Source organism: Diaphorobacter sp. ED-3, from assembly GCF_027625375.1.
GTDB lineage: Bacteria > Pseudomonadota > Gammaproteobacteria > Burkholderiales > Burkholderiaceae_C > Diaphorobacter > Diaphorobacter nitroreducens.
Window position 1 is genome coordinate 3,596,630 of sequence record NZ_CP115182.1, and the last position, 19,982, is coordinate 3,616,611.

The following is a 19,982-nucleotide window of genomic DNA, read 5'->3' on the forward strand; positions in this document are numbered from 1 at the left end:
GCTCACTGCGGCGGCAGCGTCAGCACGCCCTGCGCCTGCAAGGCCTGCAGCTGCTCATCGCTGAGCGCCAGCAGCCGGTGCAAGACCTCACGCGTGCCCTCTCCCAGCGTGGGCGGGGCATTGCGGATCGGCAGGCGCTGGCCGTCCAGCCGGTACGGCGGTGCGAACACCGGCGTGGTGCCCTCGACGGGGTGCGGCATGTCCTGCACCAGGCGGCCGCGGCGCGTGCGCTCGCTGGTCAGCGCTTCGTGCAAGCCTGCCACCTTGCCGCAGGGGATGCCGGCCGCGGTCAGGCGCTGCAGCAGCAGGTCGCGCGGGAAGGTGGCGATCAGCTCCTTGAGCATGGGACCCAGCTCCAGCCGGTGCTTGGCGCGGTTCACGTTGGTGGCAAAGCGCGGGTCCTCGACGATGTCGGGCCGCTCGATCACCTGGCGGCAGAACTTGTCGAACTGCGCGTTGTTGCCCACCGCAATGATCAGCGGGCCGTCAGCGGACTCGTACATGCCGTACGGCACGATGGACGGGTGCGCGTTGCCGTAGCGCTCGGGGTCGTGCCCGAGCTTGAGCGCGTCCAGGCCGTAGTAGCCGGTGATGGTGAGGCCGCAGTCGTACAGCGCCATCTCGATCAGGCGCCCGCGCCCCGTTCTGCTGCGCTGGAACAGCGCCGCCAGCACGGCCTGGCCGGCGTACATGCCGGTCATCAGGTCCACCACGGCGACACCGAACTTCAGCGGCGGCGTGCCCGCCTCGCCGTTGAGCGCCATGAGGCCGGTCTCGCCCTGGATCACCAGGTCGTAGCCGGGGCGCTTGGCCTCGGGGCCGCTGGTGTCGTAGCCGGCCACGGCGCAGTAAATCAGATCTGGCTTGATCGCTTTGAGCTGCTCGTAGCCCAGGCCCAGCTTCTCGGCGCCACCGGTCTTGAAGTTGTGGATCACCACGTCGCACTGCGGCAGCAGCTCGTGGACGATCTTCAGCCCCTCGGGGCTTTGCAGGTCGAGGGTGATGGACCGCTTGTTGCGGTTCATGCTGTTGTAGTAGGTGGTCTCGGTCTTGCCGATGCGCATGCCCCAGTCGCGGGTATCGTCGCCGCGGCCCGGGTGTTCCACCTTGATGACCTCGGCCCCCAGGTCCGCCAGTACCTGGCCGCACAGCGGCCCGGCGAACACGCGGGAAAGATCAAGCACCCTCACGCCGTCGAGCGGAAAGTCGATGTCGTGGGTCGGTGCGTTGGATGCCATGGGCTTGTCTCCTTGGATATCGGCCAATACGAAAATCAGTGCGCGCCGCGCAGTTTCGTGTAGTCGGGTGCGCGCTTTTCCAGAAAGGCCCCGATGCCCTCGCGCGATTCGGCGGTCTCCTGCGCGCGCACCATGCACTGCGCCTCCAGCTCCAGCTGCTGCTCCAGCGTGGTGCGCGGCGCGGCGCGGCACAGCTCCTTGATGCGGGCCATGGTCCACGCGGGGCCGCTGGCCACCTGCGCGGCCAGCGCCACCGCATCGGCCAGTGCCTGGCCAGGCTCGGACAGCCGGTTCACCGGGCCGAGCTGGTGCATGCGCTCGCCGCTGATGCGCTCACCCGTCAGGCACAGCTCGGTGAGCACCTGGCGGGAGACGAACTCGGCCAGGAAAGCCGTGGCGCCGCCGTCGGGCGTGAGGCCCACCTTGACGTAGGCCACGGAGAACACCGCGTTCTTTGCCGCCACCAGCATGTCGCAGGCCAGCGCCAGCGACAGGCCGGCGCCCGCGGCCGCGCCCTCCACCGCGGCGATCACGGGCTTGGGGCAGTCGCGCACGGCGCGGATCAGGTCGTGCAGGCCTTCCAGCTTGGCGCGGCGCTCCGCGATGGGCAGCTCGCGGCGCTTGGCCAGCTGGCGCAGGTCGCCCCCTGCGCAGAAGTGCCCGCCCTCACCGGTCAGCACCACGGCGCCGATGGCGGGGTCTGCCACCGCGTCCACCAGGGCCTGGGTGACGGCGGCATAGAACGCGGGCGACAACGCATTGCGCGCCGCCACATTGTTGTGGGACAACACGAGTACCGCGCCTTCGCGGCGGGTGCGCAGGACGCCGTCTGGCGCGCCATCCAGGGCTTTGTCGGTCACGGGCATCTCCTATGCTATTTATTTTGTAGCTATCCGCGCTTGATGCGCAATGGCTCGTGGCTATTTTTATGCTTAACCCCCTCTTCCAACGAAGAAGGGGCTCCAGAGACCCGCCTCAGGCCGCCAGGGCCATGAAGCGCTGCAGGTGGTGGTCCTCGTCGCCAAACTGGTGGTCGATCATCACCAGGCGCTTGGCGTAGTGCGCCAGCGGCAGTTCCCAGGTCATGCCGATGCCGCCGTGCAGCTGGATGCTCTCCTCGGCCACCTGCGTGCCCACGTAGCCCACGGTGTACTTGGCGGCGGACAGCGCCCGGTCGCGCGCGGCCCCCTGGGCGTTGTCGATGGCGTCGGCGGCGTTGATCACGGCCGAGCGCGCCTGCTCGACTTCCAGCAGCAGGTCGGCCATGCGGTGCTGCAGGGCCTGGAAGGTGCCGATGGCCACGCCGAACTGCTTGCGCGTGCGCAGGTATTCCAGCGTCTGGTCCTTGGCCACGTCCATCGCGCCCAGCGACTCGGCGGACAGCGCCAGCAGCGCATAGCCCGCGATGTGCTGCAGCACGGCGTGGCCCTCGCCCTCGGCGCCCAGCAGCGCATCGGCCGGCAATTGCACATTGTTGAAGGTGAGTTCGGCCGCACGGCCGCCCTCAAAACGGTTGTAGGCGCGCTTGGCGATGCCGGCCGCGTTGCCATCGACCAGGAACAGGCTGATGCCCGCCTCGTCCAGCGGCCCGCAGGCCGTGCGTGCCGAAACCAGCAGCAGGTCGGCCTTTTCGCCGAAGGCGACCACGCCCTTGGCGCCGTTCAGCTCCCAGCCGCTGGCCGTGCGTGCGGCAGTGGTGGTCACGCGGTTCAGCTCGTAGTGGCCGCCGGGCTCGTCATGCGCCAGCGCGGCGATGGCGGTGCCCGCCACGAGGTCTTCCAGCCGCGCCTTCTGCGCGTCGCTGCCCGCGGCGATCAGCGCCTGGCCCACCACCAGCGCGCCCAGCAGGGGTTCGGCCACCAGGCCGCGGCCCAGGCTCTCGAACACCACGCTGATGTCAAAGCCCGCGCCGCCAAAGCCGCCTTCGGACTCGGGAAACAGCGCGCCGATGGCGCCCAGCTCGGCCAGCTGCGCATACAGCTGCGGGCTGTGGCCCTCGTCGCCATAGGCGATGCGGTTGCGCGCCTCGATGGCGTACTGCTCGGAGACGAAGCGGCCGAGCGTGTCCGCCAGCATGCGGCGGTCTTCGGTGTGTGCGAAGTTCATGTGCTTTTCTTCCCGCGCGATCAGGTCACAGGCCCAGGATCATCTTGGAGATGATGTTCTTCTGGATTTCGTTGGAGCCGCCGAAGATCGACAGCTTGCGGTAGTTGAAGTAGCTGGCCGCGGCCGTGGCCGCCTCGTCGATGCCGCCCACGGGCGCCTCGTTCCAGCCCTCGTACTGGGCCTCGTCGATGTAGGGCACGGCATACGGCCCCATGGCGCGGCGGATCAGCGACAGGATTTCCTGGCGGATCTCGGTGCCACGGATCTTCAGCATGGAGCTTTCCGCACCGGGCACGCCGCCGCCGGCCACGGCGGCGATCACGCGCAGGTTGGTGGTCTTCATGTTCTCCAGGTCGATCTCCACGCGCGCCATGCGCGCGGCGAACAGCGGGTCCTGGCTCAAAGGCTTGCCGTTCTTGTGCACCTTGGCGGCGATGACCTTGAGCTTGGCCAGCGCCGAGATGCAAAAGCCCACGCCGGCGATGCCGGTGCGCTCATACGTCAGCAGGTACTTGGCGTAGGTCCAGCCCTTGTTCTCTTCGCCGACCAGGTTTTCCACGGGCACCTTCACGTCGGTGAAGAACACCTCGTTGACTTCCTTGTCGCCGTCCAGCGTGCGGATGGGGCGCAGCTCCACGCCGGGCGCCGTCATGTCCACCAGCAGGAAGCTGATACCGGCCTGCGCCTTGGCTTCCTTGTTGGTGCGCACCAGGCAGAAGATCATGTTGGCGTGCTGGCCCTGGGTGGTCCAGGTCTTTTGCCCGTTGACGATGTAGTGGTCGCCGTCGCGCACGGCCGTGGTCTTGACCGAGGCCAGATCGGAACCCGCGCCGGGCTCCGAATAGCCCTGGCACCACCAGTCATCGCCGTTCAGGATGCGCGGCAGCCAGTACTTCTTTTGCTGCTCGTTGCCGTACTTGATCAGCACCGGGCCGAGCATGTTCACGCCAAACGGCACGATGCGCGGGCCGCCGGCCAGCGCGCATTCGGTGTCGAAAATGAACTTCTGCACCGCGCCCCAGCCGGGGCCGCCGTGCTCCTGGGGCCAATGGTTGGCCAGCCAGCCGCGCTCGTTGAGGATGGCGTGCCATTCCTCCTGGTCTTCCTTGGTCAGGCGCTGGCCGGCCTTGACCTTGGCGGCGATGCGCGCGGGCAGCTTGTCTTTCAGGAACGCACGCACTTCGTCGCGAAATGCCTGCTCCTCGGGGGTGAATTGCAGATCCATGGGAGTCTCTTCAGAAAATTTCAAACAGCCCGGCCGCGCCCTGGCCGCCGCCGATGCACATGGTCACCACGGCCCATTTCACGGACGGGTCCTTGGCCTTGCGGCGCTGGCCTTCCAGCAAGACGTGGCCGGCCAGCCGCGCGCCCGTCATACCGAACGGGTGGCCGATGGAAATCGCGCCGCCGTTGACGTTCAGCCGCTCCATGGGAATGCCCAGTTGTCGCTGGCAGTACAGGGCCTGCGAGGCAAAGGCCTCGTTCAGCTCCCACAGGGCGATGTCTTCGACCTTCAGGCCCGCGCGCTCCAGCAGGCGCGGCACCGCGAACACGGGGCCGATGCCCATCTCGTCGGGCTCGCAGCCCGCCACCGCAAAGCCGCGGAAAGCGCCCAGGGCCTGCAGGCCGCGGCGCTCGGCCTCTTTGGCTTCCATCATCACGCAGGCGGCCGAGCCGTCGGACAGCTGCGAGGCATTGCCCGCCGTGACGAACTTGCCCGCGCCCTTCACGGGCTCCAGCTTGGCCAGGCCTTCGAGCGTGGTGCCGGGGCGGTTGCAGTTGTCCATGGTGGCGACCACCTCGCGGTAGGTCACCTCGCCGGTTTCCTTGTTCTTCTCGGCCATGGTGGTGGCGCAGGGCACGATCTCGTTGTCGAACACGCCACTGGCCTGCGCGGCCGCCGTGCGCTGCTGGCTCTGCAGCGAAAACGCGTCCTGGTCCTCGCGCGTGATGCCGTAGCGCTGGGCCACCACGTCGGCGGTGTCGATCATCTCCATGAACAGCGCGGGCTTGTGCTCCACCAGCCAGGGGTCCAGGTGCGAGGCGCCGCTGCGGCCGGCGGGGTTCATGAGCGAGATACTCTCCACGCCGCCGGCGACCATGGCCGGCACGCCCTCCAGCACGATGCGGCCTGCGGCCACGGCGATCGCCTGCAGGCCCGAGGAGCAGAAGCGGTTGATCACCGTGCCGCCCACCGTCACCGGCAGGCCGGCGCGCAGCGCAGTCTGGCGGCCGATGTTGCGGCCGGTGGTGCCCTCGGGGTAGCCACAGCCCCAGACCAGGTCTTCGATCAGGCCGGGGTCGATGCCGGCGCGCTGCACGGCGGCCTGCACCGAGAAGGCCCCCAGCTGGGCGCCCGGGGTTTGGTTGAATTCGCCGCGGTGCGACTTGGTGAGCGGCGTGCGGGCGGTGGAAACGATGACGGCTTCGCGCATGGCGGGTCTCCTGGGTGTCTCGGGATGCTGTGTTTTTGATAGCTGCTAGCGCTTGTTCAACGGGCCTTCAAGCATGAAAACCCATTGAAACCTTTGAATGACAAGCGCTGGCAGCTCCTGTTTTTGATAATCGGCCAGAGAATCAAGCTGCCTTGTTCAGGCTGTCGAAGTTGCGGCCCTCGGCCACCAGCTTTTCCAGCAGCGGCGCGGGCTTCCAGAACAGCGGGTCTTCCTTCTCGAAGGCGCGGATGTCGGCCAGCACCTTGTCCAGGCCCGTCATGTCGGCCCACTTCATCGGGCCGCCGCGCCAGCGCGGAAAACCGTAGCCGGACAGGAAGGTCACGTCCACATCCAGCGGGCGCAGGGCAATGCCCTCTTGCACCACCTTGGCGCCTTCGTTGACCATGGCGGCCATGTAGCGGCGCATGATCTCGTCGGCCGTGAATTGGCGCGGCGTGATGCCCTTCTTGGCGCGCTCGGCGTCCACGATGGCCAGCACCTCGGGGTCGGGCTGGCCCACGCGGGCGCCCTGCGGGTAGAGGTAAAAGCCCCGGCCGGTCTTCTGGCCGAACCAGCCGCGCTCGCAGACGCGGTCGGCCACCTCGACGTACCGGGCCTGGGGGTCGCGCGTGGCGGCGCGCCGCTTGCGCGTGGCCCAGCCGATGTCGCCACCGGCCAGGTCAGTCACCTGGAACGGGCCCATCGCAAAGCCGAAGCCGCGCACGGCCTCGTCGATCTCGTAGGGGCTGGCGCCGTCTTCCATCAGGTAGTCAGCCGCCTGCTTGTACACGGCCAGGATGCGGTTGCCGATGAAGCCGTCGCACACGCCGGCGCGCACGGGCACCTTCTTCATCTTCTTGGCCAGCGCGAAGGCGGTGGTCACCACGTCGGGCGCCACCTTGGCGGGCACCACGATCTCCAGCAGCTTCATGATGTTCGCCGGGCTGAAGAAATGCAGGCCGATCACATCCTGCGGGCGCGAGGTGACGGCGGCAATCGCGTCGATGTCCAGGTACGAGGTGTTGGTGGCCAGCACCGCGCCCGGCTTGCATACGCGGTCCAGCTCCTTGAACACGGCCTTCTTGACCTCCAGGTCCTCGAACACGGCCTCGATCACCAGGTCCACATCGGCGATGTCGTCGTAGCGGGTGCTGGGCGTGTAGCGCGCCAGGATGGCGGCCTTGCCTTCCGCGGTCATGCGGCCCTTGGCGATCAGGCCGTCGTAGACCTTCTCGACGTTCTTCTGGCCGCGCGCGATGGACTCGGCGTCGCGTTCGATCATGGTCACGGTGAGGCCGGCGTCCAGCGCGGCGACGGTGATGCCTGCGCCCATGGTGCCGCCGCCGATGATGGCGATCTTGGCAAAGTGGCGCGGCGCGGCGGCCTGCGCCTCGGGGATCTTGGCGGTCTCGCGCTCGGCGAAGAACGCGTGCACCAGGCCCTGGCGCTGCGGGCTGTTCAGGCATTCGACGAACAGCGCGCGCTCCTTGGCGATGCCCTCGTCGAACGGCAGCTCCACAGCGGCTCGCACGCATTCCACGATCTTGCCGGGCGAGAACAGGCCGCGGGTCTTCTTGGCGGTCTCAAGCGCCAGCGCGTCCAGCTCGGCCAGCGCGGCGGCCTGGTCGGCAATCTTCAGGTCCCGCGTGCGGCGCGGCTGCGCGCCCTGGGCCAGCAGCTCGTTGGCGTAGGCCAGGCCGGCGGCCACGGGGTCGGTGCCTTCGACCAGTCGGTCCACCAGGCCCGCCGCGGCGGCGGCCTTGGCGCTCAAATGCTTGCCGCTGAGCATCAGCTCGGCTGCCGCCTTCACGCCCATCAGGCGCGGCGCGCGCTGGGTGCCGCCGGCGCCGGGCAGCAGGCCCAGGTTCACCTCGGGCAGGCCCAGGCTGGCCGCGGGCAAGGCCAGGCGGTAGTGCGCAGACAGCGCCACTTCCAGCCCGCCGCCCAGCGCGGCGCCGTGGATGGCGGCGACCACCAGCTTGCCGCAGGACTCCAGGCGGTTGCACACCTCGGGCAGCGACGGCGGCACCGGGGGCTTGCCGAACTCGCGGATGTCGGCACCGGCGATGAAGGCCTTGCCCTCGCCCACGATCAGCAGGGCGCGCACGGCGGCATCGCCCTCGGCCTGCTCCACCGCGGCCAGCAGGCCGGCGCGCACCGCCTGCCCCAGGGCATTGACGGGCGGGTTGTTGATGCTGACCACCAGCACCGCGCCTTCGCGGCGGGTCTGGACCTCAGGGGCCTGGGCGGCAGGGCTCATGCGTACGTCTCCGGTGTCTCGTAACGGAAAAGTCGCATTCTTGTTCTGATAATGATTCTTTACAATCCACAGTCAAATTGACAGAGCGTCAAATCTTTTTGAACAAATACCTACCTTCCACCGGAGCCTGACATGGACCTGAATGCCCTGACCCTGCTGGTGGAGATCGTGGACAGCGGCAACCTGAGCCAGGCCGCGCGCAAGCTGAAGATGACCCGCGCCAACGTCAGCTACCACCTGGCGCAGCTGGAGAAGTCGCTGGGCGTGCAGCTGGTCAAGCGCACCACGCGCCGCGTGGAGCCCACCGAGGTGGGGCTGCGCCTGTATGAACATGGCCGCAATGTGCGCAACGAGTTGGCCGCCGCACAGGAGACCATCACCAGCCTGGGCCAGGAGCTGCGCGGGCGCGTGGGCATCAGCGTGCCCAGCGGCTACGGCCAGATGGTGATGAGCGACTGGCTGATCGAGTTCAAGCAGCTGTACCCAGGCATCGTGCTGGACGTGCTGTTCGAGAACCGCGCCGACAACCTGCGCGACGAGGTGGACATCGCCATCCGCGTGATCCAGGAGCCGCCGCTGTCGGTGGTGGCGCGCAGCCTGGGCGACGTGCGCTATGTGGCCTGCGCATCGCTGGACTACGCCGCCCGCCACGGCCTGCCGCGCACGCTGCTGGAGCTGCGCAATGCCCCGGTGATCACGGCCGGCGTGATGGGGCGCCAATTGCGCCTGGCGGCCTACCAGGGGCTGGAGCGGCAAGAGGTGATGCTGGAGCCCACGCTGATCTCAGAGCACTTTCCCTTCCTGCGCCAGGGAGTGTTGGCGGGCTTGGGCGTGGGCGTGGTGCCGGACTATGTGGTGCAGGACAAGATCGCCAGCGGCGAGGTGCTGACCACGCTGCAGGACTACCGGCTGAGCATCTTCGGCACCCACATGTACCTGCTGTACATGCCCAACCGGCACCAGACGCGCGCGGTGCGCACCTGCATCGACTTCCTGTTGGCCAAGGCCGGCCGCAGTGCGCTGCCGCCCGCCCCGCAGGCGGCGCCAGAGGCAGCAGCGACCGGCGGTTGATCGCCGGTCGGGTTCAGCGCGGCCCCCAGCGCCCGCCGCCGCGGTACCAGCCCTGCGGGCCCTGTTGCCAGCGGTAGGGGTGCCACACGTGGCCGCGGTGCGGCGGCACGGCCCAGTAGCCCGGCGTCCATGCATAGCGCCCGCCACCCCAACCCCAGTAACCGTTGATCCACACATGCACCGGCGAGGGCGCGACAGGAATCACCTCGGTGCGCAGCGGCGGCGGGGGCGCCGGCGCATACACCACCTCGCCCTGCGGCACGACGGGATACGCCGGAGCCACCACGCAGCCGGTCAGTGCCGCGATGGCGCTGGCGAGCGCCACGGCTGGCAGCACGCGGCGCATGCCCAGAGAAACAGGGAAGTTCATCGTCATGGCGCATTCCTGGCAGTCATGCTTTTACAACGCAAAAGCCCCTGCCGGTTGTTGACAGGGGCTTGTGAAGCGAAGGTAAAGACCGTGCGCTGGATCAGGCGCTCGGGCTGTTTTGCAGTGCGGCCACGCGCTCCTCGATGGGCGGGTGCGAGCTGAACAGCTTGCCGATGTTGCCCGTGATGCCCATGGCCTGCAGGCTCGGGGGCATGGCGCCCGGGCGCATGCCGCCCAGACGGCGCAGCGCGTTGATCATGGGCTGCTTGCGCCCCATGAGCTGGGCGGCGCCGGCGTCGGCGCGGAACTCGCGCTGGCGCGAGAACCAGGCCACGATGATGGCAGCCAGGAAGCCCAGCACGATGTCCAGCACGATGGTGGTGATCATGTAGCCGATGCCGGGGCCCGAGCTGTTCTCGTCGTTCCTGCGCAGGAAGCTGTCCACCGCGTAGCCGATCACGCGCGACAGGAACACCACGAAGGTGTTCATCACGCCCTGGATCAGCGCCATGGTGACCATGTCTCCATTGGCCACGTGCGCGACCTCGTGGCCGATCACGGCCTCGACCTCCTCGCGCGTCATGCCCTGCAAGAGACCCGTGGAGACGGCGACCAGGGCCGAGTTCTTGAACGCGCCCGTGGCGAAGGCATTGGGCTCGCCCTCGTAAATGCCGACTTCGGGCATCTGGATGCCAGCCTTTTCGGAGAAGCGGCGCACGGTCTCGACGATCCAGGCCTCGTCGGCATTGCGCGGCGCGTTGATGATCTGCACGCCCATGCTCATCTTGGCCATGGGCTTGCTCATGAGCAGCGAGATGATGGCGCCGCCAAAACCCATGATGAAGGCAAAGCCCAGCAGGGCGCCCAGGTTCAGGCCGTTGGCCGTCAGGTAGCGGTTCACCCCCAGCAGGCTGGCAACGATGCCCAGCACCACCACGACGGCGACGTTGGTCAGCAAAAAGAGCGCAATGCGTTTCATCGATGGCTTCTCCGTGGAAAGCGACGGTAAGGCCGCGGACAGGCGCGGCGGGCAGAAAACAAGTTGGGGATGGAGCGCGGCGCTTCAAGCCGCGCGGGCAGCGAAGGGTGCGCCTGTTGTGGTTGCGTTATGCGACGCGCGCGCTGCGGAAAACGAGGGAGTCATCATAGAAGCAAAAGTTCTCGTTCTCGGGCCACCAGCCCGGCACCCCCAGAATCGGCAGGGGATTGAACGGCTTGGCCGCGAGCCATGGCGCGCTGAGGTCTCGCGCCAGCGCCTGGTCCACCATTGCTTCGTTTTTGATAGCTGCCTGCGCTTGATAGACGTGCGCTGTGATCGATTTTCGGGGTGAAACCAGTTTTTCCAGCAGGGCATGGCCCAGGACCAGCAGCCGCGCCTGCCGCCACAGCGGGCGCAGTTCCACGCACAGCCGGCGCCACTCGCGCGCGGCCAGGGCTTCGTGCAGGGGTTGCGGCGCCAGCAGCACGGCGCCGTTCTCGTCGAACACCGTGACCGCGTCACGCAGCGGCCCGCGCACCGCGCCCACGCCCTGCGCAGCGATGGCGCGGGCCTGCAAGTCGTTGAGGCGCCGCTTGGTAGCCGGGTAGTGCAGCCAGATCAGGCCGTTGAAGAAGTCATGCAGGTTATCGCGCGTGGGCACGCGGCGCTGGCCATGGACGAACTGTTCATAGGCCTCGCCCACTGGGAGTGCCTGCTGCGGCGCGAAGCGAATACCCGGCGCCAGCCCCGCGCAGTCCATGGCAGCGTTGAGCGCGTCGGCCACGCTGGCGCCGGCCTGCACGCGCGCCGCCACCTGTAGCCCCAGAACCGCCAGCGGCGCAAGCCAGGGGCGTTGCCAGTCGATGGCCGCCAACGCCTGCGCGGCGGAGAGTTCGCTCACGTGCTGGCCGGCCCACCGACGAGCGGGGCCGGAGCACGCGCCGCGCGCTTGTCGCGCACGGCCACGCGCGAGGTGCCCTCGTCGCGGAACTCGAAGGCCTGCGTGGCCGCCAGCAGCTTGGACAGTGAGGCATAGCCGTAGTTGCGGGCATCGAACGAGGTCTTGTTGCCAATCTGTGTGCCCACCGCGCCCACGCGGGCCCAGCCGGTTTCGTCCGCGCACGCCTGCACGGCATCACGCAGCAGGTTCATGAGGCGCGTGTCCTGGCGCAGTTGGGCCGTGGGCACGCGCAGCGTTGCGGGGCACAGCGGCACGCCGGGGGCGGGCACATCCTCGGTCTTGGCGGGGGCGGGTTGCGCGGGCGCGGCCGTGGCCTCGGGCTGCGCCGGCAGGGGTGCGCCCTCGGCGTCTTCTTCGCTGACCAGCGACTCCAGGTACAGGAAACGCGAGCAGGCGTTCACGAAAGGCTTGGGCGTCTGCGCGGCGCCAAAGCCGTACACCGCCGAGCCCTTGGCCCGCAGGTGCATGACCAAGGGGGTGAAGTCAGCGTCGGACGACACGAGGCCGAACGCGTCGGGCCGCTCTGAATAGAGCAGTTCCATCGCGTCCACCGTCATCGCCATGTCGGTGGCGTTCTTGCGCTTGGAGTAGTCGAACTGCTGGATCGGTCGGATGGCGAACTCCAGCAGCCGCTGCTGCCAGCCGCCCAGGCCGGACTTGGTCCAGTTGCCGTAGGCGCGGCGCACGTTGATTTCGCCCAGCGTGGACAGTTCGGTGAGGATCTCGTCGATCTTGTCGGCCGGTGCGTTGTCGGCGTCGATCAGCAGCGCAATGCGCAATTGGCGTTCCGCCATGGGTGACCTCCCCCTGTGTGGGTTGTGACTTTTTTTATGCCACCAGGCGCCAGGGCAGCGCCTCGCCCGCGCGCAGCGGCTTGAGCGCGGCTTCGCCGAAGGCGAAGCTGTCGGGCGGCGTCCAGCTCTCGCGGCGCAGCGTGACCGTGCCCGTGTTGCGCGGCAGACCGTAGAACGCCGGGCCGTGGAAGCTGGCAAAGCCTTCCAACTTGTCCAGCGCGCCCGCGTTGTCGAAGGCCTCGGCGTACATCTCGATGGCGGCGTGCGCGGTATAGCAGCCCGCGCAGCCGGTGGCATGCTCCTTCAGGTGCGCGGGGTGCGGCGCGCTGTCGGTGCCCAGGAAGAACTTGTCGCTGCCGCTGGTGGCCGCTTGCACCAGCGCCTGGCGGTGCACCTCGCGCTTGAGCACGGGCAGGCAGTAGTAGTGCGGGCGGATGCCGCCGGTGAAGATGGCGTTGCGGTTGTACAGCAGGTGGTGCGCGGTGATGGTGGCGGCCGTAAAGCGGCCAGCCTCCTGCACGTACTGCGCCGCCTCTTTCGTGGTGATGTGCTCGAAGACGATCTTCAGTTCGGGGAAGTGGCGGCGCAGCGGAATGAGTTGCTGCTCGATGAACACCGCCTCGCGGTCGAACAGGTCGATGTCGCTGCTGGTCACCTCGCCATGCACCAGCAGCAGCAGACCCGCCTCCTGCATGGCCTCCAGCGTCTTGTAGGTCTTGCGCAGATCGGTCACGCCCGCGTCGCTGTTGGTGGTGGCGCCTGCGGGGTAGAGCTTGGCGGCGACCACGCCCGCATCCCTGGCGCGCGCGATCTCGTCGGGCGGCAGGTTGTCGGTGAGGTAGAGCGTCATCAACGGCTCGAAGGCCACCCCCTCGGGGACGGCGGCGAGGATGCGCTGCTTGTACTCAGCGGCCTGCTGCGCCGTGGTCACCGGCGGTCGCAGGTTGGGCATGATGATGGCGCGGCCGAACTGCGCGGCCGTGTGCGGCACCACGGTGCGCAGCGGCTCCCCGTCGCGCACGTGCAGGTGCCAGTCGTCGGGGCGGGTGATCGTGAGGGTGTCGGTGGTGGCGGTCATGGACCGCATTGTCCCATCCACTACGTGCGCAACACGCGCAAAAAAGAGCCCCGGCGCCGTAGCGGGCCGGGGCAAACCCCGTAGTAGGGGCGAGGGGTAAGCAAAAGAGAGCCGTAAAAGAGCGGAAGGAACCGGTGCTCAGCAGCCCGACGGGCGGTTGGGCCGCATGGGGATCACGCCTGATACCGTCACCCGTGCGCCCGAGCCGTCGGTGGCCGTCAGCGTCTTGTTGACCAGGCGGATGCGATCGGTGTCGCGCACCACGGCCACGTCGCTCCAGCCGTCGTCGGCGCGGAACTCGCGGTCCATGAAGGTGAAGAAGGCCTCGTACACCGACGTGGCATCGGGCCGGTAGCGGATGTCGCCAAACGCCTGGCCGCTGCCGCCCACGCGGTTGGCACCATCGAAGCGGAAGGTGCACACCTCGGGGTAGGAGCCGATGGGGTTCTTCTTGTCCACATCGGTGAGGTTGATGTTGCCGTCGCCATACACCCCGTTGAGGCCGTCCACGGTGGAGCCGGTGACGGTCAACACGCCCAGTTGGTCGCTGGGCGTGGGATCGTCGTCGTTGCCTCCGCCGCAGGCGCTGAGAAGAAGGGCAGTGGCGGCGGCCACCGCCGCGGCGCAGGAGGTTCTGACAAAGGAATTCATGGCGCTGTGTGCTGTTGGGGGTTGAACACCGCCAGCAACGCGTGCTGGCAACATGGGTTCGATCCTAGAAAGCGCGCCCAGGGGCGGCGTGTGAGCCACGCACGCCGCACCCTGTAGGAAAAGCCCCCGCGGCCCGGTCAGCGCGCCAACACCGGTGCCAGCGCCTTGCCGGTGTGCGTGCCCTGGCGCACCACGTCCTCCGGCGTGGCCGCGGCCACGATGCGCCCGCCGTCCTTGCCGCCTTCGGGGCCCAGGTCAATGATCCAGTCGGCCTCGGCAATCACGTCCAGGTCGTGCTCGATCACGACCACGCTGTGGCCGCCGTTCACCAGGCGGTGCAGCACCTGGATGAGCTTGTGCACGTCGGCCATGTGCAGGCCCACGGTGGGCTCATCCAGCACGTAGAGCGTGTGCGGGCTTTTCTGCCCGCGCCGGCCTACGTCGTCGCGCACCTTGGTGAGCTCGGTCACCAGCTTGATGCGCTGTGCCTCGCCGCCGCTGAGCGTGGGGCTGGGCTGGCCCAGCGTGAGGTAGCCCAGGCCCACGTCCTTCAAGAGCTGCAGTGGGTGGGCAATGCCGGGCATGCTGGCGAAGAACTCCACGGCCTCGTCCACCTCCAGCTGCAGCACATCGCCGATGCTCTTGCCGCGCCAGGTGACGGCCAGCGTCTCGGGGTTGAAGCGCGCGCCGTGGCAGACCTCGCAGGGCACCTTCACATCGGGCAGGAAGCTCATCTCGATGGTGCGCACGCCCTGCCCTTCGCAGGCCGGGCAGCGCCCCTCGCCGGTGTTGAAGCTGAAGCGCCCGGGCGCATAGCCCCGCGCCTTGGCCTCCAGCGTCTCGGCGAACAACTTGCGGATGGTGTCCCAGAAGCCGATGTAGGTGGCGGGGCAACTGCGCGGCGTCTTGCCGATGGGCGTCTGGTCCACCTCCAGCACGCGGTCGATGGTCTCGAAGCCCGACAGGCCGGTGCAGCCAGCCAGCGGCGGCGCCTTGCCCGCATCCATGGCGTCGCGCCCGGCCTTGGTGGCGCGCTGGCCCACCCAGGCGGCCACGTTGGCCAGCAACACGTCGCGCGCCAGCGTGGACTTGCCCGAGCCGCTCACGCCCGTGACGGCCACCAGCCGCTGCAGCGGCACGCGTGCAGTGACCTGCTGCAGGTTGTGAAGGTGCGCGCCGTGCACGGTGAGCCAGCGCAGGGGTTCCGCATCGTTTTGGCCTCCAGCGCCCGCCGGATGGGCGCCATCAGCTACTTTTTCAATAGCATCTACCGGACGACGCGCCTGCAGCGGGTGGCGCATGGCATGCAGCAGGTAGCGGCCGGTCTGCGAGTCCGCAGCCGCCTGCACGTCGGCCACCGTGCCCTGGGCCACCAGGCGCCCGCCGCGCTTGCCCGCGCTGGGGCCGATGTCGATGATGTGGTCGGCGCGGCGGATGGTGTCCTCGTCGTGCTCCACCACCACCAGGGTGTTGCCCTTGTCGCCGAGCTTGTGCAGGGCGTTCAGCAGGATCTGGTTGTCGCGCGCGTGCAGGCCGATGGTCGGCTCGTCCAGCACATAGCACACGCCCTGCAGGTTGCTGCCCAGCTGCGCCGCCAGGCGGATGCGCTGCGCCTCGCCGCCGCTGAGCGTGGGCGCGCCGCGGTCCAGCGTGAGGTAGGACAGCCCGACTTCCTCCAGGAATTCCAGCCGGCTCTGGATCTCGGGCACAAGGTCGCGCGCAATCTCCGCCTCGCGCCCCGACAGCTGCAGCCCGGCGATCCACTGCCGCACCTCGGCCACCGACAGGCGCGCCACCTCGGTGATCGGCGTGCCGGCGAACCGCACGGCGCGCGCCACCGGGTTCAGGCGCGTGCCCTGGCAGGTGGGACAGGCGGCGTCGGCCACGTCCTCCACTTCGGGCTCGGAAAAGGTTTGCTCGCGGCCGCGGTTGTCCTCCGACTGCACGGAGTCGTCCAACACCTTGCGCTGCGCCGATGTGAGCTTGACGCCCGTGCCCACGCAGTCGGGGCACCAGCCATGCTTGCTGTTGTAGGAGAACAGGCGCGGGTCCAGCTCGGCATAGCTGGTGGCGCACACGGGGCAGGCGCGCTTGGTGGAAAACACCTGCAGCCGCCCGATGTGTGCCGTGGGCGCTCCGTCCTGCAGCGCCTGCTGCAGGCCGTCCAGGCCGCTCAGCACATGCACCACGCCCTTGCCCAGCTCCAGCGCCTTGGACAGTTGCGTGCGCAGCGTGTCTTCATGCTCCGGCGACACGTCCACGCTGGCCACGGGCAGCTCAATGGTGTGCTCCTTGAAGCGGTCGATGCGCGGAAAACCCGCGGTCGGCAGGAAGTGGCCGTCCACGCGCAGGTGGGTGTAGCCACGCGGGCGCGCCCAGTCGGCCAGTTCGGTATAGACGCCCTTGCGGTTCACGACCAGGGGCGCGAGCAGGCCGATGTGCTGGCCGCGGTAGTCGCGCAGCAGTTGCGCGGCGATGCTCTCGCTGGTCTGTGGCTGCACCGCCGCGCCGTCGTGCACGCAGTGCTGCACGCCCAGCTTCACATACAGCAGGCGCAGGAAATGCCACACCTCGGTGGTCGTGCCCACGGTGCTCTTGCGCCCGCCGCGCGACAGGCGCTGCTCGATGGCCACGGTGGGCGGTATGCCGTACACCGCGTCCACCTCGGGCCGCCCGGCCGGCTGCACGATGCTGCGGGCGTAGGCGTTCAGGCTCTCCAGGTAGCGGCGCTGGCCCTCGTTGAACAGGATGTCGAACGCCAGCGTGGACTTGCCCGAGCCGCTCACGCCCGTGATCACGTTGAACCGGCCGCGAGGAATGTCCAGCGTGAGGTGCCGCAGGTTGTGCTCACGCGCGTTCACGATCTCTATGGCGTTTTTGGCCTCTGGCGCTTTTCCATCCAGCGCGAGCAGCTTCTCTTTTCGTAGCACCGCCTGCTGCTCGTGCACCGAATGGCCGCCCTCGCCCAGCGCCAGTTCGTACTCGCGCAGCGCTTGCGCGGTGTGCGACGTGGGGTGCTGGCGCACCTCCTCGGGTGCGCCCTCGGCCACCACCTGGCCGCCGGCGTCGCCGCCTTCGGGCCCCAGGTCGATGAGCCAGTCGCTGGCGCGGATCACGTCCAGGTTGTGCTCGATGACGATGAGCGAATGCCCCGCGTCCAGCAGCTTGCGCAGCGCGCGCATGAGCTTGGCGATGTCGTCGAAGTGCAGGCCGGTGGTGGGCTCGTCGAACAGGAACAGCGTGCCCTTGCGGGCCAGCGGCTGGCGCGACTTGGCCTGGCTCCGGGCCGCCTCGGCCAGGAAGCCCGCCAGCTTCAGGCGCTGCGCCTCGCCACCGCTCAGCGTGGGCACAGGCTGGCCCAGCTTCACGTACTCCAGCCCCACGTCCACGATGGGCTGCAGCGCGCGGATCACCTCGCGGTCTTTCGCAAACAGCTCTGCCGCCTCGTGCACGGTGAGATCCAGTACGTCCGCCACGTTGAACAGCCTGCCACCGCGTTCGATGCGCACCTCCAGGATCTCGGGCCGGTAGCGCTTGCCGTCGCAGTCGGGGCAGCGCAGGTACACGTCCGACAGGAACTGCATCTCCACATGCTCGAAACCCGAGCCGCCGCAGGTGGGGCAGCGCCCGTCGCCCGAGTTGAAGCTGAACTTGGCCGCGGTGTAGCTGCGTTCGCGGGCCAGCGGCGCCACGGCGAACAGCTCGCGGATGGCATCCCACGCACCCACATAGCTCACGGGGTTGGAGCGCGCCGTCTTGCCAATGGGCGACTGGTCCACGAACACCACGTCGCTCAGGTGGTCGGCGCCCAGCAGGCGCTCATGCGCGCCGGGCGTCTCCGTGGCCTTGCCGAAGTGGCGCATGAGCGCGGGCGCCAGCACGTCCTGGATCAGCGTGGACTTGCCCGAGCCCGACACGCCGGTGATGGTGACCAGGCGCTGCAGCGGGAACTCCACGCTCACATCGCGCAGGTTGTGCTCGCGCGCACCCTCCAGCACCAGGCGCGGCGTCGCATCCGTCACCAGGCGCTTGAGCCCGGTGCCGATCTGTTTGTGCCCGCCGAGGTACTGGCCGGTCAGCGTGGGCGCGCGGCGCAACTCGCCCACCGTGCCGTCGAACACGATCCGTCCGCCGCGCTCGCCGGGCCCCGGGCCGAAGTCGAGGACGCGGTCGGCCGCGAGCATCACGGCGGGGTCGTGCTCCACCACCACCAGCGTGTTGCCCGCGTCGCGCAGGCGCAGCATGGCCTCGGTGATGCGGTGCATGTCGCGCGGGTGCAGGCCGATGCTGGGCTCATCCAGCACGAACAGCGTGTTCACCAGCGAGGTGCCCAACGCCGTGGTGAGGTTGATGCGCTGCACCTCGCCACCCGACAGCGTGCGGCTTTGCCGGTCCAGCGTGAGGTAGCCGATGCCCACGTCGCACAGGTACTTGAGGCGCGTGGCGATCTCGTCATGCAGCAGCTGCAGCGCCTGACGATCGCCAGCCTGAGAGTCGTTTTGGCCTGTAGCGCTTACCTGTAGAGCGCCACCAGCTATTGAAACAGGAGCATTCTGCACACCCGCCATGCGCGCGAAGAAGCGCCGCAGGCGGTCGATGGGCAGCAACATCAGGTCGTGCAGGCACAGGCCGGGCAGCGCCTCCAGCTGCGCGCGCGTCCAGGCCACGCCCTGCGGCAGGAAGCGCTGCGCGGGGTCGAGCACGGCATCGGCGTCCTCCTTGCTGCCCAGCCGCCACAGCAGGCTCTCGGTCTTCAGGCGCGCGCCGGCGCACACCGGGCATGGCGTGTAGCTGCGGTACTTGGACAGCAGCACGCGGATGTGCATCTTGTAGGCCTTGCTCTCCAGGTACTCGAAGAAGCGGCGGATGCCGTACCACTGCTTGTTCCAGTTGCCGTTCTTGAAGCCGGGTGTGCCTTCGATCACCCAGTGCTTTTGCTCCGCGGTGAGCTTGTACCAGGGTGTGTCGCGCGGGATACCGGCGGCCTCGGCGTGGCGCATGAGGTCGTCCTGCGCTTCTTTCCAGGCGGGGGTCTGGATGGTCTTGATCGCACCGGCGCGCAGCGTGAGCTTGTCGTTGGGAATGACCAGGCCGTAGTCCACGCCGATCACGCGGCCGAAGCCCCGGCAGGTGTCGCAGGCGCCCACGGCGGAGTTGAACGAGAACATGGACGCGATGGGTTCGGCGTAGCGCAGGTCGCTCTCGGGGCAATGCAGGCCGGTGGAGAAGCGCCACAGGTCCGCTTCGCCATCGTCCCGCAGGCGATAGACATTGAGCCGCCCCCCGCCGCGCTTGAGCGCGACCTCGATCGCCTCGACCGCGCGCGCGCGCTCCACGTTGCCCATGCGGAAGCGGTCGGCCACCACGTCCAGCAGCTTGCGCGGGCCGGTGGGCGTGGCCACCTCGCGCTCGGCCTGCACCTTGGTGAAGCCACTGGCCGACAGCCATTGCTCCAGCTGTTCCGCGGTGGTGCCCGCGGGCAGTTCCACGGGAAAAGTGAGCACGATGCGCGGGTCGCCCTCGGCGGCGCAGCGCCGCTGCAACTCGGCATGGATGGTGTCCGGCGAATCGTGGCGCACGGGCAGCGCCGTCTCGCGGTCGAAGAGCTGGCCAGCGCGCGCGAACAGCAGCTTGAGGTGGTCGTTCAGCTCGGTCATCGTGCCCACGGTGGAGCGCGACGAGCGCACCGGGTTGGTCTGGTCGATGGCGATGGCCGGGGGCACGCCCTCCACCTTGTCCACGGCGGGCTTGTCCATGCGGTCCAGGAACTGGCGCGCGTAGGCGCTGAAGGTCTCCACATAGCGGCGCTGGCCCTCGGCATACAGCGTGTCGAACACCAGGCTGGACTTGCCGGAGCCGCTGGGACCGGTGACCACGGTGAGCTCGCCCGTGCGGATGTCCAGGTCGATGTTCTTGAGGTTGTGCTGGCGCGCGCCGTGGATACGGATCAGTCCCTGGGTCATGAGCGGGTCTTTCTGCAATGAGGCGGAACATTCTAGGGACGAGCCGGATTCCGCATCGACCGGGTGGACACCACAC

Annotated in this window: 14 protein-coding genes; 1 reads left to right on the plus strand and 13 read right to left on the minus strand. The window is 68.5% G+C overall.

Going from position 1 to position 19,982, the window contains the following annotated elements; genetic code table 11:
• Positions 1–2 precede the first annotated feature (2 nt).
• The 6 genes from PCQ86_RS17405 to PCQ86_RS17430 form a co-directional block, all read right to left on the minus strand.
• A complete protein-coding gene (locus tag PCQ86_RS17405; protein WP_011806825.1) occupies positions 3–1,238 on the minus strand; it encodes a CaiB/BaiF CoA transferase family protein in 1,236 nt (411 codons plus the stop codon).
• A gap of 35 nt (positions 1,239–1,273) precedes the next feature.
• Positions 1,274–2,104, minus strand: a complete 831-nt coding sequence (locus PCQ86_RS17410; RefSeq protein ID WP_270174319.1) for an oxepin-CoA hydrolase, alternative type — start codon at positions 2,102–2,104, stop codon at positions 1,274–1,276.
• A gap of 109 nt (positions 2,105–2,213) precedes the next feature.
• Positions 2,214–3,344 carry an acyl-CoA dehydrogenase family protein gene (locus PCQ86_RS17415; protein WP_270174320.1) on the minus strand — a complete coding sequence of 377 codons (1,131 nt, stop codon included), beginning with the start codon at positions 3,342–3,344 and terminating at the stop codon, positions 2,214–2,216.
• Positions 3,345–3,369: 25 nt separating this feature from the next.
• Positions 3,370–4,569 (minus strand): acyl-CoA dehydrogenase family protein, encoded by a 1,200-nt coding sequence (locus PCQ86_RS17420; RefSeq protein ID WP_088888318.1) that lies wholly within the window; start codon positions 4,567–4,569, stop codon positions 3,370–3,372.
• Between the two features lie 10 nt (positions 4,570–4,579).
• The gene (locus PCQ86_RS17425) at positions 4,580–5,779 is read right to left on the minus strand and encodes an acetyl-CoA C-acyltransferase (RefSeq protein ID WP_011806829.1); all 1,200 of its coding nucleotides are present in this window, start codon (positions 5,777–5,779) and stop codon (positions 4,580–4,582) included.
• A gap of 142 nt (positions 5,780–5,921) precedes the next feature.
• Positions 5,922–8,039, minus strand: a complete 2,118-nt coding sequence (locus PCQ86_RS17430; protein WP_270174321.1) for a 3-hydroxyacyl-CoA dehydrogenase NAD-binding domain-containing protein — start codon at positions 8,037–8,039, stop codon at positions 5,922–5,924.
• A 132-nt stretch (positions 8,040–8,171) separates the two neighbouring features.
• Between PCQ86_RS17430 and PCQ86_RS17435 the strand changes: the two genes are divergently transcribed.
• The gene (locus tag PCQ86_RS17435; RefSeq protein WP_088888316.1) at positions 8,172–9,110 is read left to right on the plus strand and encodes a LysR family transcriptional regulator; all 939 of its coding nucleotides are present in this window, start codon (positions 8,172–8,174) and stop codon (positions 9,108–9,110) included.
• A gap of 13 nt (positions 9,111–9,123) precedes the next feature.
• On the opposite strand, the gene PCQ86_RS17440 is transcribed toward PCQ86_RS17435, so the two are convergent.
• The 7 genes from PCQ86_RS17440 to uvrA all read right to left on the minus strand — a co-directional run bounded on the left by PCQ86_RS17440 (position 9,124) and on the right by uvrA (position 19,906).
• Positions 9,124–9,486: a YXWGXW repeat-containing protein gene (locus PCQ86_RS17440; RefSeq protein WP_011806832.1), complete on the minus strand. Its 363-nt coding sequence runs from the start codon at positions 9,484–9,486 to the stop codon at positions 9,124–9,126.
• Positions 9,487–9,580: 94 nt separating this feature from the next.
• Entirely contained in the window at positions 9,581–10,459 is an 879-nt protein-coding gene (gene htpX / locus PCQ86_RS17445) for a protease HtpX (protein ID WP_047350709.1), read from the minus strand.
• Positions 10,460–10,586: 127 nt separating this feature from the next.
• The gene (locus tag PCQ86_RS17450) at positions 10,587–11,360 is read right to left on the minus strand and encodes a DUF3025 domain-containing protein (RefSeq protein WP_270174322.1); all 774 of its coding nucleotides are present in this window, start codon (positions 11,358–11,360) and stop codon (positions 10,587–10,589) included.
• Positions 11,357–12,214, minus strand: coding sequence for an NYN domain-containing protein (locus PCQ86_RS17455; RefSeq protein ID WP_015914299.1), 858 nt, complete (start codon positions 12,212–12,214; stop codon positions 11,357–11,359). Before PCQ86_RS17455 ends, PCQ86_RS17450 begins: the two co-directional genes overlap by 4 nt.
• A 34-nt stretch (positions 12,215–12,248) precedes the next feature.
• On the minus strand, positions 12,249–13,292 hold the full coding sequence (gene pyrC / locus PCQ86_RS17460) for a dihydroorotase (protein WP_255580479.1): 1,044 nt from the start codon (positions 13,290–13,292) through the stop codon (positions 12,249–12,251).
• 138 nt (positions 13,293–13,430) lie between these two features.
• Positions 13,431–13,943, minus strand: a complete 513-nt coding sequence (locus PCQ86_RS17465) for a hypothetical protein (RefSeq protein ID WP_196994934.1) — start codon at positions 13,941–13,943, stop codon at positions 13,431–13,433.
• A gap of 137 nt (positions 13,944–14,080) precedes the next feature.
• Entirely contained in the window at positions 14,081–19,906 is a 5,826-nt protein-coding gene (uvrA, locus tag PCQ86_RS17470) for an excinuclease ABC subunit UvrA (RefSeq protein WP_270174323.1), read from the minus strand.
• Positions 19,907–19,982: the final 76 nt, after the last annotated feature.

Coding starts and splice junctions, on each gene's coding strand:
- PCQ86_RS17420 (WP_088888318.1), bottom strand. CDS start 4,569: ATGGATCTGCAATTCACCCCCGAGGAGCAGGCATTTCGCGACGAAGTG.
- uvrA (WP_270174323.1), bottom strand. CDS start 19,906: ATGACCCAGGGACTGATCCGTATCCACGGCGCGCGCCAGCACAACCTC.
- PCQ86_RS17455 (WP_015914299.1), bottom strand. CDS start 12,214: ATGGCGGAACGCCAATTGCGCATTGCGCTGCTGATCGACGCCGACAAC.
- htpX (WP_047350709.1), bottom strand. CDS start 10,459: ATGAAACGCATTGCGCTCTTTTTGCTGACCAACGTCGCCGTCGTGGTG.
- PCQ86_RS17415 (WP_270174320.1), bottom strand. CDS start 3,344: ATGAACTTCGCACACACCGAAGACCGCCGCATGCTGGCGGACACGCTC.
- PCQ86_RS17410 (WP_270174319.1), bottom strand. CDS start 2,104: ATGCCCGTGACCGACAAAGCCCTGGATGGCGCGCCAGACGGCGTCCTG.
- PCQ86_RS17435 (WP_088888316.1), top strand. CDS start 8,172: ATGGACCTGAATGCCCTGACCCTGCTGGTGGAGATCGTGGACAGCGGC.
- PCQ86_RS17425 (WP_011806829.1), bottom strand. CDS start 5,779: ATGCGCGAAGCCGTCATCGTTTCCACCGCCCGCACGCCGCTCACCAAG.
- PCQ86_RS17430 (WP_270174321.1), bottom strand. CDS start 8,039: ATGAGCCCTGCCGCCCAGGCCCCTGAGGTCCAGACCCGCCGCGAAGGC.
- PCQ86_RS17405 (WP_011806825.1), bottom strand. CDS start 1,238: ATGGCATCCAACGCACCGACCCACGACATCGACTTTCCGCTCGACGGC.
- PCQ86_RS17465 (WP_196994934.1), bottom strand. CDS start 13,943: ATGAATTCCTTTGTCAGAACCTCCTGCGCCGCGGCGGTGGCCGCCGCC.
- pyrC (WP_255580479.1), bottom strand. CDS start 13,292: ATGACCGCCACCACCGACACCCTCACGATCACCCGCCCCGACGACTGG.
- PCQ86_RS17440 (WP_011806832.1), bottom strand. CDS start 9,486: ATGACGATGAACTTCCCTGTTTCTCTGGGCATGCGCCGCGTGCTGCCA.